General features: G+C 58.3%; 14 protein-coding genes. 13 read left to right on the top strand and 1 reads right to left on the bottom strand.

Annotation, left to right across the window (positions count from 1 at the left end; translation table 11 throughout):
- Positions 1 to 11: 11 nt before the first annotated feature.
- The gene (locus AC1RRC_RS20055; RefSeq protein WP_493057283.1) at positions 12 to 1,025 is read right to left on the bottom strand and encodes an adenosine deaminase; all 1,014 of its coding nucleotides are present in this window, start codon (positions 1,023 to 1,025) and stop codon (positions 12 to 14) included.
- Between the two features lie 476 nt (positions 1,026 to 1,501).
- Here AC1RRC_RS20055 and AC1RRC_RS20050 point away from each other — a divergent pair, with 476 nt between their 5' ends.
- The 13 genes from AC1RRC_RS20050 to dut all read left to right on the top strand — a co-directional run bounded on the left by AC1RRC_RS20050 (position 1,502) and on the right by dut (position 17,296).
- A complete protein-coding gene (locus AC1RRC_RS20050; RefSeq protein WP_493057282.1) occupies positions 1,502 to 3,424 on the top strand; it encodes a PrkA family serine protein kinase in 1,923 nt (640 codons plus the stop codon).
- Positions 3,425 to 3,543: 119 nt separating this feature from the next.
- Positions 3,544 to 4,812 carry a YeaH/YhbH family protein gene (locus tag AC1RRC_RS20045; RefSeq protein ID WP_493057281.1) on the top strand — a complete coding sequence of 423 codons (1,269 nt, stop codon included), beginning with the start codon at positions 3,544 to 3,546 and terminating at the stop codon, positions 4,810 to 4,812.
- Between the two features lie 32 nt (positions 4,813 to 4,844).
- Positions 4,845 to 6,374 carry a SpoVR family protein gene (locus AC1RRC_RS20040; protein WP_493057319.1) on the top strand — a complete coding sequence of 510 codons (1,530 nt, stop codon included), beginning with the start codon at positions 4,845 to 4,847 and terminating at the stop codon, positions 6,372 to 6,374.
- A gap of 597 nt (positions 6,375 to 6,971) precedes the next feature.
- A complete protein-coding gene (locus AC1RRC_RS20035) occupies positions 6,972 to 7,634 on the top strand; it encodes an energy transducer TonB (RefSeq protein ID WP_493057280.1) in 663 nt (220 codons plus the stop codon).
- Between the two features lie 91 nt (positions 7,635 to 7,725).
- Positions 7,726 to 8,637 carry a MotA/TolQ/ExbB proton channel family protein gene (locus AC1RRC_RS20030; RefSeq protein ID WP_493057279.1) on the top strand — a complete coding sequence of 304 codons (912 nt, stop codon included), beginning with the start codon at positions 7,726 to 7,728 and terminating at the stop codon, positions 8,635 to 8,637.
- Positions 8,638 to 8,643: 6 nt separating this feature from the next.
- The gene (locus tag AC1RRC_RS20025; protein ID WP_493057278.1) at positions 8,644 to 9,072 is read left to right on the top strand and encodes an ExbD/TolR family protein; all 429 of its coding nucleotides are present in this window, start codon (positions 8,644 to 8,646) and stop codon (positions 9,070 to 9,072) included.
- Positions 9,073 to 9,127: 55 nt separating this feature from the next.
- A complete protein-coding gene (locus AC1RRC_RS20020; RefSeq protein ID WP_493057277.1) occupies positions 9,128 to 9,559 on the top strand; it encodes an ExbD/TolR family protein in 432 nt (143 codons plus the stop codon).
- A 64-nt stretch (positions 9,560 to 9,623) separates the two neighbouring features.
- Positions 9,624 to 10,841 carry a tetratricopeptide repeat protein gene (locus AC1RRC_RS20015; protein WP_493057276.1) on the top strand — a complete coding sequence of 406 codons (1,218 nt, stop codon included), beginning with the start codon at positions 9,624 to 9,626 and terminating at the stop codon, positions 10,839 to 10,841.
- A 164-nt stretch (positions 10,842 to 11,005) separates the two neighbouring features.
- Entirely contained in the window at positions 11,006 to 11,977 is a 972-nt protein-coding gene (locus AC1RRC_RS20010; protein ID WP_493057275.1) for a bifunctional riboflavin kinase/FAD synthetase, read from the top strand.
- 81 nt (positions 11,978 to 12,058) lie between these two features.
- Entirely contained in the window at positions 12,059 to 14,917 is a 2,859-nt protein-coding gene (gene ileS, locus AC1RRC_RS20005; RefSeq protein ID WP_493057274.1) for an isoleucine--tRNA ligase, read from the top strand.
- Between the two features lie 137 nt (positions 14,918 to 15,054).
- On the top strand, positions 15,055 to 15,567 hold the full coding sequence (gene lspA / locus AC1RRC_RS20000; RefSeq protein ID WP_493057273.1) for a signal peptidase II: 513 nt from the start codon (positions 15,055 to 15,057) through the stop codon (positions 15,565 to 15,567).
- 10 nt (positions 15,568 to 15,577) lie between these two features.
- Positions 15,578 to 16,807, top strand: coding sequence for a bifunctional phosphopantothenoylcysteine decarboxylase/phosphopantothenate--cysteine ligase CoaBC (gene coaBC / locus AC1RRC_RS19995; RefSeq protein ID WP_493057272.1), 1,230 nt, complete (start codon positions 15,578 to 15,580; stop codon positions 16,805 to 16,807).
- 39 nt (positions 16,808 to 16,846) lie between these two features.
- Complete coding sequence (dut, locus tag AC1RRC_RS19990; protein WP_493057271.1) at positions 16,847 to 17,296, top strand: dUTP diphosphatase; 450 nt, start codon at positions 16,847 to 16,849, stop codon at positions 17,294 to 17,296.
- The last annotated feature ends 12 nt before the right edge of the window (positions 17,297 to 17,308 follow it).

Here is a 17,308-nt window from a genome sequence, read left to right as displayed (position 1 = left end):
CGACGGGGAACTTACGCCGGCAATGCCGCGAAATACGCGTCGACTTCCGCCAGGAATTTTTGCTTTTGCGCTTCCGGCAAGAATGCCGCCACAAAACTGTTGCGCGCCAGGCGCTGCGCATGCGACAAGCCCAGCGGCAGCGCTTCAAACACGGCCAGGAAGTTATCGTTCATGTAGCCGCCAAAGTAAGCCGGGTCATCCGAATTGACGGTCGCCACCAGCCCCGCGTCCAGCAATTGCACCAGGTTGTGGTCTTTCATCTGGTCAAACACGCGCAGCTTGGTATTGGACAGCGGGCACACCGTCAGCGCAATGCCTTCGCGCGCCGCGCGCTCCGTCAGCGCCTGGTCTTCCAGGATGCGCACGCCATGGTCGATGCGCTCGACTTTCAGCACATCGAGCGCGGATTGAATGTAGGCCGGCGGGCCTTCTTCGCCGGCGTGCGCGACAATGTGCAGCCCCAGGTCGCGGCAGCGGGCAAACACGCGGGCAAATTTTTCCGGCGGATGCCCCACTTCGGAAGAATCCAGGCCAACACCGATGAACTTGTCGCGGAACGGCAGCGCCTGCTCCAGGGTTTGCAGCGCATCCTCTTCGGACAAATGGCGCAGGAAGCACAGGATCAGGGTGGCGGACACCGGGCTGTCCTGGCATGCCTGGTAAATGCCGTTGATCACGGTGGCCATCGGCACGCCGCGTGCCGTATGGGTTTGCGGGTCAAAGAAAATCTCGGTATGGCGCACGTTATCCGCCGCGGCTTTTTTCAAATACGCCGCCGTCATGTCGTAGAAATCCTGCTCCTGCAACAGTACGCTGGCGCCCGCGTAATAGATGTCGAGGAACGATTGCAAATCCGTGAATGCATAGGCCTGGCGCAATGCCTCCACCGACGGGTACGCCAGCTGGACGCCATTGCGCTTGGCCAGCGAGAAGATCAGTTCGGGTTCCAGCGACCCTTCGATATGGATGTGCAGTTCGGCTTTCGGCATCGCTTGCACCACCGTGCGTAACTGATTGTTCATCATGGCTGTTCTTTCATGGTTGGACAGGATCCGCGCAGTTTATCGCACGCCTGTCATTCCATGCGTGCAGGCATGATTGGCTCAGCCATGCTAATGTGGCGAAAAGGCAGCGGCGAGGCCTTGAACAGCGTTGAAAAACACATCGGAAACTTATATTTTCCGATTTAAATTCAACGCCTTACAGAATCCTATTAACGATATTGCGACATATGTTTTGACTTCCTGAAGCAGTGGAGCAATAATTAATTTCATCTACGTAAGATGCGTTATACAGAGCGCAAAACTATGCCGGCAAACATCCTCCGCACGGCCCAACAACACAGCACCGCGGCACGGGCAATCCGTGCCTCCGCAGGTCGCTGGATGCACACCACAACAAGAACAATACGATAGGGAGAAACACACTCACCACAGCAAAGGCCAGCAGGCACCACTGCCGACCAAGTGACTAGCAGGTTTATTCATCAAAGGACATTCAAATGACCATTTTTGACAACTACGCAGCACGGTATGAACGCACCAGGGAAGAGGAAATGTCCATGTCCGAATACCTGGCGCTTTGCAAGAAGGATCGGCTCACTTACGCTTCCGCCGCGGAACGCATGCTGGCTGCCATTGGCGAACCTACGCTGGTCGATACGCGCAACGATACGCGCCTGTCCCGCATCTTCGCCAACAAGGTCATCAAGATCTACCCGGCATTCCGCGAGTTCTACGGTACCGAGGAAGTGATTGAACAAGTGGTGTCTTTCTTCCGTCATGCCGCGCAAGGCCTGGAAGAGCGCAAGCAAATCCTGTATCTGCTGGGCCCGGTCGGTGGCGGCAAATCGTCCATCGCTGAAAAACTCAAATCGCTGATGGAGCAAGTGCCGTTCTATTGCCTGAAAGGCTCGCCCGTCAATGAATCGCCGCTGGGCCTGTTCAATGAACAGGAAGACGGCACCATCCTCGAAGAAGACTACGGCATCCCCCGCCGCTACCTGCGCAATATCCCGAGCCCATGGGCCGTCAAGCGCCTGCATGAATTCAATGGCGACATCAACCAGTTCCGCGTGGTGCGCCGCTACCCGTCGATCCTGAAACAGGTCGCCATCTCGAAAACCGAACCGGGCGATGAAAACAACCAGGACATTTCGTCGCTGGTCGGCAAGGTCGATATCCGCAAACTCGAAGATTACGCGCAGGATGATCCGGATGCGTACAGCTACTCCGGCGGCCTGTGCCTGGCCAACCAGGGCCTGATGGAATTCGTCGAGATGTTCAAGGCCCCGATCAAAGTGCTGCACCCGCTGCTGACCGCCACGCAGGAAGGCAACTACAAGGGCACGGAAGGCTTTGGCGCGATTCCCTTCGACGGCATCATCCTGGCGCACTCGAATGAGTCGGAATGGAAAGCGTTCAAAAACAACCGCAACAATGAAGCATTCCTTGACCGGATCTACATCGTCAAAGTGCCGTATTGCCTGCGTGTGACCGACGAGATCAAGATTTACGACAAGCTGCTGGCCAACTCGTCGCTGGAAAAAGCGCCTTGCGCGCCGGGCACCTTGCGCATGATGGCGCAGTTCGCGATCCTGTCGCGCCTGAAAGATCCGGAAAACTCATCGCTGTTTTCCAAGATGCTGGTGTACGACGGCGACAACCTGAAGGACACCGATCCGAAAGCCAAGTCGATCCACGAGTATGTGGATTATGCCGGGGTCGATGAAGGCATGAACGGCTTGTCGACGCGCTTCGCGTTCAAGATCCTGTCCAAGGTCTTCAACTTCGACAATACCGAAGTGGCGGCCAATCCGGTCCACCTGCTGTATGTGCTGGAGCAGCAGGTCGAGCGCGAACAATTCCCGCCGGAGACGGAACAGAAATACCTGTCGTACATCAAGGAACACCTGGCGCAGCGCTATGTCGAGTTCATCGGCAAGGAAATCCAGACCGCCTACCTGGAAAGCTATTCCGAATATGGCCAGAACATCTTCGACCGCTATGTGACGTTCGCGGACTTCTGGATCCAGGACCAGGAATACCGTGATCCGGACACCGGTGAATCGTTCGACCGCGAATCGCTGAACAATGAGCTGGAAAAAATTGAAAAGCCGGCCGGCATCAGCAATCCGAAAGATTTCCGCAACGAGATCGTCAACTTCGGCTTGCGCGCGCGCGCCAATAACGGCGGCAAGAATCCGGCCTGGACCAGCTATGAAAAGTTCCGCACTGTGATCGAGAAGAAAATGTTCTCGAATACGGAAGAGCTGCTGCCGGTGATTTCGTTCAATGCGAAAGCCTCCGCCGAGGACGCCAACAAGCACGCGGACTTTGTGGCGCGCATGGTGGAGAAAGGCTATACGGCGAAACAGGTGCGGTTGCTGTGCGAATGGTACCTGCGCGTGAGGAAGTCATCGTAAGAGGTGCATAATCAGGCGTAGGGCGGTTTCGCCATGGCGGCTTGCGCACAGCGGAAACCGCCCTACGAAACCCGGCAGCCGTTCGCGGCAATAACGCCGGAATAGAAGCAGGAGGCACTTTGACTCACCTCATCGATCGTCGTTTGCAGGGTAAGAACAAGTCCGCGGTCAACCGCGAACGGTTCCTGCGGCGATACAAGGGCCAGATCAAGGATGCGGTAGGGCGCGCCATCAAGGGCCGCTCGATTACCGACGTCGAGAATGGCGAAAAAGTTTCAATTCCCGTCAAGGACGTGAACGAACCCACATTTGGCCACGCCCACGGCGGCGTATGGGAAGTCATCAATCCCGGCAACCAGGAATACCTGAAAGGCGACCAGATCAACCGCCCCAAGAGCGGCGGCGGTTCCGGCCGTGGCAAGGCCGGCAACAGCGACCAAACTTCGGAAGATGATTTCATCTTCGAGCTGTCGCGCGAAGAATTCATGAATTATTTCTTCGAAGACCTTGAATTGCCGCACATGGTCAAGACCCAGCTGACCGCCACCACGGAATTCAAAAACCAGCGCGCCGGCTATACCGTGTCCGGCACCCCATCGAATATCCACGTGCTGCGCTCGCTGCGCGGCGCACTGGGCCGGCGCATTGCCGTCGGCGGCAGTTCCCGCAAGCGCCTGACGGAAGCGGAACACGAAATGTCCGCCCTGCTGGAAGCCGGCGCCCCGCTGGATGATCCTTATGTGCTGGAATTAAAGAAGCTGATCCACCACTTGCACACCCGCCTGCTGGCGATCCCGTTTATCGATCCGTTCGACCTGCGCTACAGCAACCGGATCAAGGTACCGAAGCCCATGACGCAAGCTGTGATGTTTTGCATCATGGACGTGTCCGGGTCGATGGATGAAAGCCGCAAGGATACCGCCAAGCGCTTCTTCATCCTGCTGTACCTGTTCTTAAAACGTGTGTATGAAAAGATTGAAGTGGTGTTTATCCGCCACCATACCGCGGCGGCCGAAGTCGATGAAAACGAGTTCTTCCATTCGCGTGAGTCGGGCGGCACCGTGGTGTCGTCGGCGCTGCACTTGCTGAACAAGATCATCGACGAACGCTATGGCAGCGGGTCGTGGAACTCTTACGTGGCGCAAGCCTCGGACGGCGACAACTGGGATAACGATTCGGTGCTGTGCAAGCAATTGCTGATCAACAGCATCATGCCGAAAGTCCAGTACTACACCTACGTGGAAATCACGGACGGTCCACCGCAAAACCTGTGGGAACAATATGCGCTGGTGCCGGACCACCACCCGCACTTTGCGATGCAAAAGATCGTCACGCCGGCCGATATCTATCCGGTGTTCCGCGAACTGTTCAAAAAGCAGCCGAAGTAGGCAGCCTCTATATAGAGTGTCTTATGAACCAGATGACCAAACGCGTTCCCCACCCGCGCGCCCTGCCCGAACAATCCGAATGGACGTTCGAGCTGATCGAGCAGGCGCATGAAGAAATCCGCCGCGTGGCCGAAAGCTTCGGCCTGGACACGTATCCAAACCAGCTGGAAATCATCACGGCCGAGCAAATGATCGACGCCTACACGTCGGTTGGCATGCCCGTCTCCTATAACCACTGGACCTTCGGCAAGCACTTCCTCAGCACGGAAAAAGGCTATAAACGGGGCCAGATGGGCCTGGCGTATGAAATCGTCATCAATTCGAATCCCTGCATCGCCTATTTAATGGAAGAGAACAGCCTGACCATGCAGGCGCTGGTGATCGCGCATGCGGCGTATGGGCACAACTCTTTCTTCAAAGGCAACTACCTGTTCCGCACCTGGACCGATGCGGAAGCCATTATCGATTACATGGTGTTCGCCAAGAATTACATTACCGAGTGCGAACAGCGCCATGGCATCGATGCGGTGGAACTGTTATTGGACTCGTGCCACGCGATCCAGAACTATGGGGTGGACCGCTATAAACGCCCGGCCAAGCTGTCGCTGGCGCAGGAACAGTTGAAGCAAAAGGAACGGGAAGAATACCTGCAGTCGCAAATCAATGACCTGTGGCGCACCCTGCCACGCCGCGAGGAAGAGGAAATCGACCGCCCGCCGCCGCGCTTCCCGCAGGAGCCGGAAGAAAACCTGCTGTACTTTATAGAGAAGTACGCGCCGCTGCTGGAACCATGGCAGCGCGAGATGGTGCGCATCGTGCGCAAGATCAGCCAGTACTTCTACCCGCAGCGCCAAACCCAGGTGATGAACGAGGGCTGGGCCACGTTCTGGCACTACACGATCCTGAACCAGTTGTATGACGAGGGCGTGGTCGGTGATGGCTTCATGATGGAATTCCTGAAGAGCCATACCAACGTGGTGTTCCAGCCGCCAGTGCACAGCCCCTATTACAGTGGCATCAATCCGTACGCGCTGGGCTTCGCGATGATGCAGGACATCCGCCGCATCTGCGAAAACCCGACCCAGGAAGACAAGGAATGGTTCCCGGACATTGCCGGCAGCGACTGGCGCAAGACCCTGGACTTTGCCATGCGCAATTTCAAGGATGAGAGTTTCATTGCGCAATACCTGTCGCCCAAGCTGATCCGTGAATTCCACTTCTTTGCCGTGCTGGACGACGACAAGAATGAAAAGCTGGCGGTGTCCGCCATCCACGATGAACTGGGCTACCGCTACCTGCGCACGCAGTTGGCGGAACAGTACAACCTGGGCAACCGCGAACCGAATATCCAGGTCTGGTCCGTCAATACGCGCGACGACCGTGCGCTGACCTTGCGGCATACGCAATTCAACCGCCGGCCGCTGAACCAGCAAGCCAATGAAGTCTTGAAACATGTGGCGCGGCTGTGGGGCTTCGATGTCCACCTGGAAACCGTCGACCCGCACGGCAACGTGATCAATTCCATGGAGGTCAAGCGCGAAAAGCGCAATCGCGGCATTTGATGCCGCTTGCGGGCGGGCAGTCATCCTTCATCGTGATAAGGGTCATCGATTGCAGTGATGATGTCCACCCGGTTTAAGGCGGATTTCAGGTCCGTATGCATGAAAGAACTTTCCGCGACCGTAGGACGGGCCCTGAAACCCGCCGAAAACATGCCGGTTGCATAACATTAGAAGAAAATTCAGCCCTGGCCCGCGGGTCGTTGTCTGCGAAATTCTTCTATACTGCTTATATGGCAAGAGGCTTGCAGTTGCAGAGCAGCAACGGCAAACACCAAACTTTTGCGATGACAATGCCGCATCCGTCGTAATGAAATTCCGTTTTTTCGCGGCAAAGAAAACTTCATCAAGGAAGGCCTACTCAGCCATGCAAATTGCACCTGAAAAGCTTGCTTTTTGAACTAGAAAGGTGCAGGCCTCGCCCCCCAAAAGGGCCTAAGCACATGAAATTTAACCGGTTTTAGGAGCCAAATTTCTATGTAATTCTGAGAATTCGTATGTATAATTCCGCGACGTCCCGGATGCGGCCCAGTAGCTTTCACGGTCCGTCTTGACGGGGTTCAAGTAGTACAAAGAGAGTTGGTATTGGAGAAAGCAGGCATGAATTTCACGCATAACGAGAAAGATACCGGGAAGAACTACACAGGTATTACCATCGTCATCCTGTTGCACATCCTGATTGGCTATGGGATCGTAACGGGCTTGGGCAAGCGGCTGGTCGCTAAAATGATCGAGCCGGTTGAAACCAAGATCATCGAAGAAGTTGCACCACCTCCGCCTAAAGAGCTGCCACCACCACCACCACCACCAGAAATGAAGGCGCCACCACCGCCATTCATTCCTCCGGTTGAGGTGAACGTGCAGACCCCGCCGCCGGCGCAAAACGTTATTTCCAACGCGACTAACGTGAAGCCTGCAACGACGGAAATCCAGAAGGCTCCGCCAGCTGCCGCACCGCCGGCACCGCCAGCGCCTCCTGCAAAAGCGGCGCCAACCCTGGCAAAGGGTGACTTGGAAAAGTGCAAACCAGAATGGCCTAAATCGTCACTGCGTAACGAAGAGACCGGCACGGTTACCGTGGCGTTCCTGGTTGGCGTGGACGGCCGTGTGGTTGAAGCGCGCATTGATAAATCCAGTGGCTTCCGCGACTTGGACAAAGCAGCGCAAAATGGTCTGAGCAAGTGCCAGTTTAAACCTGCCACTGCAGACGGCCATCCGGTGCAAGAATGGACCAAAGTACAGTACGTCTGGACGCTGGAATAAAAACCGAGACAATTCATCGTCTCTATTAAGTAGTAGCATTTCGCTGAAATACAATCCAGCGAACTGATTATTTTATCAATTTGGAGGAAGCATGTTTAAGAATACCCGTTTGTCCGCTGTACTGGCCGCAGTGCTGTTCTCGCTGACCGCAGCCACCGCCCTGGTGAGCGCCCCGGCAATGGCTGACGCGCCTGCATCGGCTGCCGCTTCGGCACCTGCAGCGGCTCCGGCGGACGCAGCAGCTGCACCAGCAGCTGACGCTGCAGCACCAGCTCCTGCTGCACACGGTGGCAAAGCAATGGAAGAAGTGGAAAACCCATTCGGCTTCCAGGCTGTGTGGAATGGCGGCTTCGTGCCACGTGCAACCCTGATCATCCTGGCCCTGATGTCGATGGGTTCGTGGTACATCATCATCACCAAACTGATCGACCAGCAAAAGATCTTCAAGCAGTCGAAAGAAACCGCTGCCAAGTTCTGGAAAGCTTCCTCGATCGCTGCCGGTTCGTCGCAGCTGACCGAAGGTTCGCCATTCCGCTTCATCGCTGAAACCGGCACCAAGGCAACCGCCCACCACGACGGCGCCCTGCTGGAACAAATCGACCTGTCGACCTGGGTGACCATGTCGATCCAGCGCGCTGTTGAAAAAGTACAGTCCCGCCTGGCTGATGGCCTGTCGTTCCTGGCAACCGTTGGTTCGACCTCCCCGTTCATCGGTCTGTTCGGTACCGTTTGGGGTATTTACGGCGCGCTGACCAACATCGGTATGACCGGTAACGCATCGATCGACAAAGTTGCAGGTCCAGTGGGTGAAGCACTGATCATGACCGCGCTGGGTCTGCTGGTGGCAGTTCCTGCCGTTCTGGGTTACAACTGGCTGGTTCGCCGCAACAAAACCGCAATGGAAGACGTTCGTTCGTTCTCCGCTGACGTGCACTCCGTGCTGATTTCCGGCGCAATGTCGACCTCCCAGGCTGGCGCTGCTGCTGCTAAAAAGATTGGTTAATTAATCATGGGTATGTCCGTAGGCTCCGATAGCGGAGATGAAGACGCCGTCCTGTCAGAGATCAACACCACGCCCCTCGTGGACGTGATGCTGGTTCTGCTGATTATCTTCCTGGTGACCAGCCCGGTTGTGCTCAAACTGCAGCAGATTACACTGCCGAAAGAGACCAACCAGCCGATCCAGGCCAAGCCGGAAAACGTCAACATCGTTGTTAACAAGGATGGCGACATTTACTGGAATCAGAAACGGATGGCTGACACGAATGAGTTGTTCGATTTTCTGAAGGAACAGGCGGTGAAAGTGCCTCAGCCTGAGGTTCATGTGCGCGGCGATGGCGGTGCACGCTATGAATCGATCGGCAAGGTGATCTACACCACCCAGCGTGCTGGCATCCAGAAGGTCGGCTTCATTACCGAGCCGCCTGACAGGGGCTAACACCTCTTCGTCCGGATGGACTCCATCCGGACGAGTTTCTAGAAAGGAATAACTCATGGGTATGAATGTCGGTGGCGGTAGCGCCCCTAGCGCCGATCCGGAACCAATGATGGAAATGAACATGACGCCGCTGATCGACGTCATGCTGGTGCTGATCATCATGCTGATTATCACGATTCCAAAAGCTAACCACTCTGTGAACTTGAACATGCCGGTCGGCACCCCGCCGCCGCCAACCAAGGAACCAGTGGTGGTGACGATTGACGTGGACTTCGACGGCACGATTCTCTGGGATAACCAGGTCGTTCCTGACCGTGGCACGCTCGAAGCGAAGCTGATGAACGTGGCGGCGCAAGCCGACCAGCCTGAAGTTCACCTGCGTCCGAACAAGCTGGTGCAGTACGACGCAGTGGCAGGCGTGATGGCTTCGGCCCAACGCCTGGGCGTCACCAAGATTGGCCTGGTCGGTAACGAGCAGTTCCAGTAATCCGTACGTATCTACAATAGGCAGGTGATCCTGCCTATTGTTTTTTAAGAAAGAACACTTCCTTATGACCAAGTTTCGTCTCGCGCATCTCGGCCTGGTGATGGCCGCCATCGGCTTCAACGCCGCTGCTCCCATGGTCGGCATGTCGTCGGTCGCCTACGCTGCGGATGCGGTCCGTCCAGAAGTCGGCAAACCACTGCAGGAAGCACAGAAACTGGCGGGAGCTGGCAAGAATAAAGATGCGCTGGCCAAGCTGAGGGAAGCCGACGCAGTCGGCGGCAAAACCGATAACGAGAAATACCTGATCGAGCGCACCCGTGCCTCGGCCGCTGCAGCAGCCGGCGACAATGAAACCGCTGCCCGCGCCTTCGAAGCCGTGATCAACTCCGGCAAACTGTCCGCTGCGGAAGCACCAAAATTCACGCAATCCCTGGCCAGCCTGTATTACCAGGCCAAGGATTACCCAAAAGCCATCACCTGGATCCAGCGCGCGCTGAAAGACAATCCGGGCAACCAGCAGCTGCAGGAATTGCTGACCCAGACCTACTACGTGTCGGGCAAGTACGCCGAAGCGGCCAAGGAATTGCAAGCCAATGGCAGAGCATCCGAATCCCAGTTGCAAATGCTGGCCAACATCCAGCTGAAGCAAAACGACAAGGCAGGCTACGTCAACACCCTGGAACGCCTGGCCGGCAACTACCCGAAAACCAGCTACTGGGCTGACCTGCTGCAGCGCGTGGTGGCCAAGCCTGGCTTCTCGAGCACGCTGAACCTGGACATCCTGCGCCTGAAACTGGCGCTGGGCCTGCTGGCCAAGCCAAACGATTTCATGGAAATGGGCCAGCTGTCGCTGCAAACCGGCAATCCGGCTGAAGCGCTGAAGATCATTGACGAAGGCTACAAAAAAGGCGCACTGGGCCAGGGCACCGATGCGGAACGTCACAAGCGCCTGAAAGACCTGGCGCTGAAGAACGAAGCCGAATTCGCCGCCAAGCAAGCGACCACGCTGGCTGAAGCCGAGAAGAACAAGGACGCCGACGCCATGTTCAACCTGGGCTTTGCACTGGTTTCCGCCGGCAAGGCCGACCAGGGCCTGAAGCTGATGGACCAGGCCGTCAAACTGGGCACCGCCAAGCGTCCGGAAGAAATGAAGCTGCACTACGGTATCGGCCAGATCAACGCAGGCAAGAAAGCCGCCGGCGTATCGACCTTGAAATCCGTCAAAGGCACCAACGGTGAAGCCGATGTGGCCCGCTACTTCGTGCTGCAGAACCGCGGTTAATTTCATCCGGCTCTGTGAAAACGCTGCCCATCGGCAGCGTTTTTTCGTTTTGGCGTAGCGCAAAAATGGTGCGCTGCGGCCCGCTGTGGCCTTAACTTAGGTCAAATCCGCTGTCAGAACGTATAATCCTTCATTTAAGCCTAGTTTTTTAGCGCAAAACTCCTATGAAGGTATTTCGCGGACTTCCCAATGCTGCAGCGCGCGCGCCGTGCGCATTGACTATCGGCAACTTCGACGGTGTCCACCGTGGCCACCAGGCGTTGCTGGCGCGCGTACGGGCTGCCGCCGACCGGCTGGGCCTGGAAGCGGCCGTGATGACCTTTGAACCGCATCCGCGTGAATTCTTTGCGCAAAAGTCCGGTGACCTGTCGAAAGCGCCGGCGCGTATCGCGAACTTGCGCGACAAGCTGCAATCGCTGTCGAACAATGGCATCGACCGGGTCATCGTCGAACATTTCAATACGCCGTTTGCGTCCCTGAGCCCGCAGGCATTCACGGAAAACGTGCTGGTCGATGGCTTGCACGTCAAATGGCTGATGGTGGGCGGCGACTTTTGCTATGGCGCCCGGCGCGCCGGCAATGTCGAAATGCTGATGGAAGCCGGCCGCAAATATGGCTTTGAAGTCGACATCTTGCCAACCGTCATGAACGGCGACCACCGCATTTCCAGTTCCGCCGTGCGTGTCGCGCTGTCCAATGGCGACTTCGAACACGCGGAACAATTGCTGGGCCATCCCTATTCGATTTCCGGCCATGTGATCCACGGCGCCAAACTGGGCCGGACGATCGGCTTCCCAACCCTGAACTTGCGGGTGCCGCACCGCCCTGCCCTGGGCGGCATTTTTATCGTGCAGGTACATGGCCTGGCGGACCAGCCGCTGCCCGCCGTGGCCAGTCTCGGCGTACGTCCCACGGTGGAAGACGCCGGCCGTGTGCTGCTGGAAGTGCATATCTTCGACTTCAACCGCGCCTGCTACGGCGAGAACGTGCGGGTGGAATTCCTCAAGAAGATCCGCGACGAGGAAAAATTCATCGACTTGCCGACGCTGACGGCAGCCATCGAACAGGATGCCGTCGAAGCCCGCGCGTGGTTTGCCCAGCGCAGCGGCGCCGTCACGGCGACCGACCGAATTTGAGCGCTGTCACCGCCCTGCTGAATATCGGCGCCGCCTGCCAGGCCGGCGCCTGCCAAAACACCCAACATTAAAGAATGATCCATGTCTGATAACAAGAAGGCCCCCAGCAAGTATCCGGTCAATATGACTGAAACCCCATTCCCGATGCGCGGCGACCTCGCCAAGCGCGAACCGAACTGGGTCAAGGATTGGCAAGACAAGCAGATTTACCAGCGCATCCGCAAGGCGGCCAAAGGCCGTCCGAAATTCGTGCTGCATGACGGCCCGCCGTACGCCAACGGCGACATCCACATCGGCCATGCCGTCAACAAGATCCTCAAGGACATGGTGGTGAAATCGCGCACCATGGCCGGTTTCGACGCGCCGTATGTGCCGGGCTGGGATTGCCACGGCATGCCGATCGAAATCCAGATCGAAAAACTGCATGGCAAGAACTTGCCAACCGCCGACGTGCTGACCAAGGCGCGCGCCTATGCGCACGAGCAGGTCGAGCGCCAGAAGAAAGACTTCATCCGCCTCGGCGTACTGGGCGAGTGGGAAAACCCGTATCTGACGATGAACTTCGGCAACGAGGCGGACGAACTGCGCGCGCTCGGCAAGATGCTGGAAAAAGGGTATGTGTACCGTGGCCTGAAGCCGGTCAACTGGTGCTTCGATTGCGGTTCGGCGCTGGCCGAAGCGGAAGTCGAATACAAGGACAAGCGCGATCCGGCGATCGACGTCGGCTTTGCCTTTGCCGAGCACGACAAGCTGGCCGCCGCCTTTGATTTGCCGAAATTGCCGACCGAGAACGGCTTTATCGTGATCTGGACCACCACGCCATGGACCATCCCGTCCAACCAGGCGCTGAATGTGCACCCGGAAGTCAAATACGCGCTGGTGGAAACCAATCGCGATGGCCAGCCATTGCTGCTGATCCTGGCGCAAGACCTGGTGGAATCGTGCCTGGCGCGCTACAAGCTGGAAGGCACGACCATCGGCACCGCGACAGGCGCCGCGCTGGCCGGCATCCGCTTCAAACATCCGCTGCATGCGCGCGATGCCTTCTTTGACCGCTATTCGCCAATGTACCTGGCCGAATACGTGACCACCGAGAGCGGTACCGGCGTGGTGCACTCGGCGCCCGCCTACGGCCTGGACGACTTTATCTCGTGCAAGGCGCACGGCATGAAGGACGATGAAATCCTGAAACCCGTGATGGGCGACGGCAAATACGTGTCGACCCTGCCGCTGTTTGGCGGCATGACGATCTGGGAAGCGTCGAAACCGATCTGCGACGCGCTGCGCCAAGCCGGCGCGCTGTTCGAACTGAAAATGTTCGACCACAGCTATATGCACTGCTGGCGCCACAAGACCCCGATCGTCTACCGCGCCACCTCGCAATGGTTTGCCGGCATGGACGCGCATCCGAAAGACGGCGGCCCGACCTTGCGCCAGGCCGCGTTGAAAGGCGTGGACGCCACCCGCTTCTTCCCGGACTGGGGCCAGGCGCGCCTGCACGGCATGATCGCCAACCGTCCGGACTGGACCCTGTCGCGCCAGCGCCAGTGGGGTGTGCCGATGGCCTTCTTCATCCACAAGGAAACCGGCGAACTGCATCCACGCACGCCGGAATTGCTGGAACAGGTGGCACAGCTGATTGAAAAAGGCGGCATCGACGCCTGGCAGGCGCTCGACCCGGCCACCTTGCTCGGCGACGACGCGGCCCACTATGAAAAAAACAAGGACACGCTGGACGTGTGGTTCGATTCCGGCACCACGCACCAGACCGTGCTGCGCGGTTCGCACCAGGAACAAAGCCACTTCCCGGCCGACCTGTACCTGGAAGGTTCGGACCAGCACCGTGGCTGGTTCCACTCGTCGCTGCTGACCTCGGCCATGCTGAACGGCTCGGCGCCATATAAAGCGCTGCTGACGCACGGTTTTGTCGTCGATGGCGAAGGCAAGAAAATGTCCAAGTCGGTCGGCAACACCGTGTCGCCGCAAGATGTGTCGAACAAGCTGGGCGCCGACATCCTGCGCCTGTGGGTGGCCTCCACCGATTACACCGGCGAACTGTCGATCTCGGACGAGATCCTCAAGCGCGTGACGGAATCGTACCGCCGCATCCGCAATACCCTGCGCTTCCTGCTGGCCAACACCTCGGACTTCGACCACGCGAGCAACGCGGTGCCGGTGGCGGAACTGCTGGAAATCGACCGCTATGCGATGGCCGCGACTGATGCCTTGCAACAGGAAATCGCCGCGCATTACGAAAACTATGAATTCCACCCGGTGGTGTCCAAGCTGCAGAACTTCTGCTCGGAAGACCTGGGCGGCTTCTACCTCGACATCCTGAAAGACCGCCTGTACACGTCGGCGGTGGATTCGCACGCGCGCCGCTCGGCACAAACTGCCCTGTGGCACATCACGCAAAGCCTGCTGCGCGTGATGGCGCCGATGCTGTCGTTTACGGCCGAGGAAGCCTGGGCCGTCTTTGCCGGCAAGGATACCTTTGCCGCCAGCGATGAAACCATCTTCACGCAAACGTACTGGGAATTCCCGGCTGTTGCCGATGCGCAAGCACTGCTGGCCAAGTACGACGCGCTGCGCGCCGTGCGCGCCGACGTGACCAAGCAGCTGGAAGAAGTGCGTGGTTCCGGCGCGATCGGTTCGTCGCTGCAGGCGGAACTGTCGATCAAGGCGTCCGGCGACAAATACGCGCTGCTGGCCAGCCTGGATGACGACTTGAAGTTCGTCTTCATCACGTCGCAGGCAGAAGCCGTGCAAGTGGCGTCCGAAGCGGAAGAAACCGTGGAAGTGAAGGCGTCGGAAGCGGCCAAGTGCGAGCGTTGCTGGCACTACCGCGCCGATGTGGGTACCCACGCGGACCATCCGGGCCTGTGCGGCCGCTGCCACAGCAACCTGTTCGGCGCGGGCGAGCGGCGCAAATTCGCGTAGTTCCCCCCGGTCATTTCCACGTAGGGCGGGTTCTACGAACCCGCCTTGCATGCATCGCGGCGGCGCCTCGGCGGCTTTGACTCGGCGTCCCCGTCAAAGCCGCCCTACGTTGTCCGTACCACCTTATTTGGACGTTCATGGCTAAATCCAAACCAATCGCAATGAAATCATCCTCGTCCGGCGGCGGACTGGCCCCGTGGCTGGGCATTGCCACCATCATCATCTTGCTGGACCAGATCACGAAAATCACCGTCAACAAGACTTTCCGCTATGGCGAAGACTTGCTGGTGACGTCGTTCTTCAACCTCACGCTGGCTTATAACAAGGGCGCCGCGTTCAGCTTCCTGGGCAACGCCGGCGGCTGGCAACGCTACCTGTTTACCGGGATCGGCATTGCCGCCGCGCTGTTCATCATTTACCTGCTGCGCAAGCATTCCACCCAACGCCTGTTTTGCTGGTCCATGACCCTGATCCTGGGCGGCGCCGTCGGCAACGTGATCGACCGCCTGCTGTATGGCCACGTGGTGGACTTCCTGGATTTCCATTGGCCAGGCATCGGCCACTTCCCCGCGTTTAACATTGCCGATACGGCGATCTGCATTGGCGCGGGTCTGATGATCCTCGATGAACTGCGCCGCGTGAACAAATAAAGGAGCGCTGATGGAACTCGAAGGCAAAAAAATCGTCCTGGGCCTGTCCGGCGGCGTCGCCTGCTACAAGGCGGCGGAGCTGTGCCGTGCCCTGACGCGCGAAGGCGCCTCCGTGCAAGTGGTGATGACGGACGCGGCCGAACATTTCATTACGCCCGTGACCATGCAGGCGCTGTCGGGCAAGCAGGTCTACAGCAGTCAGTGGGACCCGCGCGTGGCCAACAACATGGCGCACATCGACGTGACCCGCAATGCGGACGCGATCCTGGTGGCGCCCTGCTCGGCCGACTTCATCTTCAAGCTGGCGCACGGCGCCTGCGACGATTTGCTGTCGACCATGTGCGTGGCGCGTCCGCGCCATGTGCCGCTGCTGGTGGCGCCCGCGATGAATGTGGAAATGTGGCAAAACCCGGCCACGCAACGCAACGTGCATCAACTAAGGGAAGATGGCATCGTCATCTTCGGTCCGGCGGCCGGCGAACAGGCCTGCGGCGAAGTGGGCCTGGGCCGCATGCTGGAAGCGGAACAGTTGCTGGCGGAACTGGTGGCGGCGTTCCAGCCGAAAGTCCTGGCGGGCAAGCGCATACTCGTGACAGCCGGCCCGACCTTTGAAGCGATCGATCCGGTGCGCGGCATTACCAACCTGTCGTCCGGCAAGATGGGCTATGCGGTGGCGCGCGCCGCGCGCGAAGCGGGGGCGGAAGTGGTGCTGGTGTCCGGCCCGACCGCATTGGCCACGCCGTTCGGCGTGCAGCGCATCAACGTGCAAAGCGCGCAGCAAATGTATGACGAAGTCATGCGCTCGGTGCACGGCCAGCACGTGTTCATTTCCGTCGCCGCCGTGGCGGACTGGCGCGTGGCCAACCCGAGCACGCAAAAGATGAAAAAGACCGGCGACGGCACCGTGCCGGATTTGAAGTTCGAACAAAATCCGGACATCCTCGCCACCGTGGCCCAGCGCACCAGCCTGGCCGGCTATCCGTATTGCGTGGGCTTTGCCGCGGAATCGGAAAACCTGCTGGAATACGGCGCCGCCAAGCGCGAAAAGAAAGGCATTCCGCTGCTGGTCGGTAACATCGGCCACCACACCTTCGGCCAGGACGACAACACCATCATCCTGTTCGATGAAAACGGCCACACCATCCTGCCGCGCGCCGACAAGCTGACCCTGGCGCGCGCCTTGATTTCGGAAATCTCCAAGCGGATCGAACAACACTCGCTGTTTTCACCGCAGTCGTAACCCATCAAACCTGTAAGTACAAGTAAGAATCGTAAGCACATGAAAACCGTAGACGTCAAAATCCTCGACCCGCGCATGCAAGAACTGCTGCCGGCCTATGCAACCCCGGGCAGCGCCGGCCTCGACCTGCGCGCCTGCATCGACGCGCCGCTGGTGATCGAGCCGGGCCAGACCGTGCTGGTGCCCACCGGCCTGGCCATCCACATTGCCGATCCGAGCTACGCCGCGATGATCTTGCCGCGCAGCGGCATGGGCCACAAGAACGGCATCGTGCTGGGGAATCTGGTAGGCTTGATTGACTCGGATTACCAGGGACAACTAATGGTTTCCACCTGGAACCGCGGACACAATACGTTTACGCTGAACCCAATGGAACGGCTGGCCCAGTTGATCATTGTGCCGGTGCTGCAAGTGGGCTTCAACGTGGTGCAAGAATTCGGCAATTCCGAACGCGGTGAAGGCGGCTTCGGGAGTACCGGCAAACATTAAGAGGACTGTGCA

The sequence above is a fragment of the Pseudoduganella sp. GW821-FHT12E03 genome, assembly GCF_058807115.1.
Note: the sequence above shows the minus strand (reverse complement) of the source record. Positions and strands in the feature narration are given on the sequence as shown.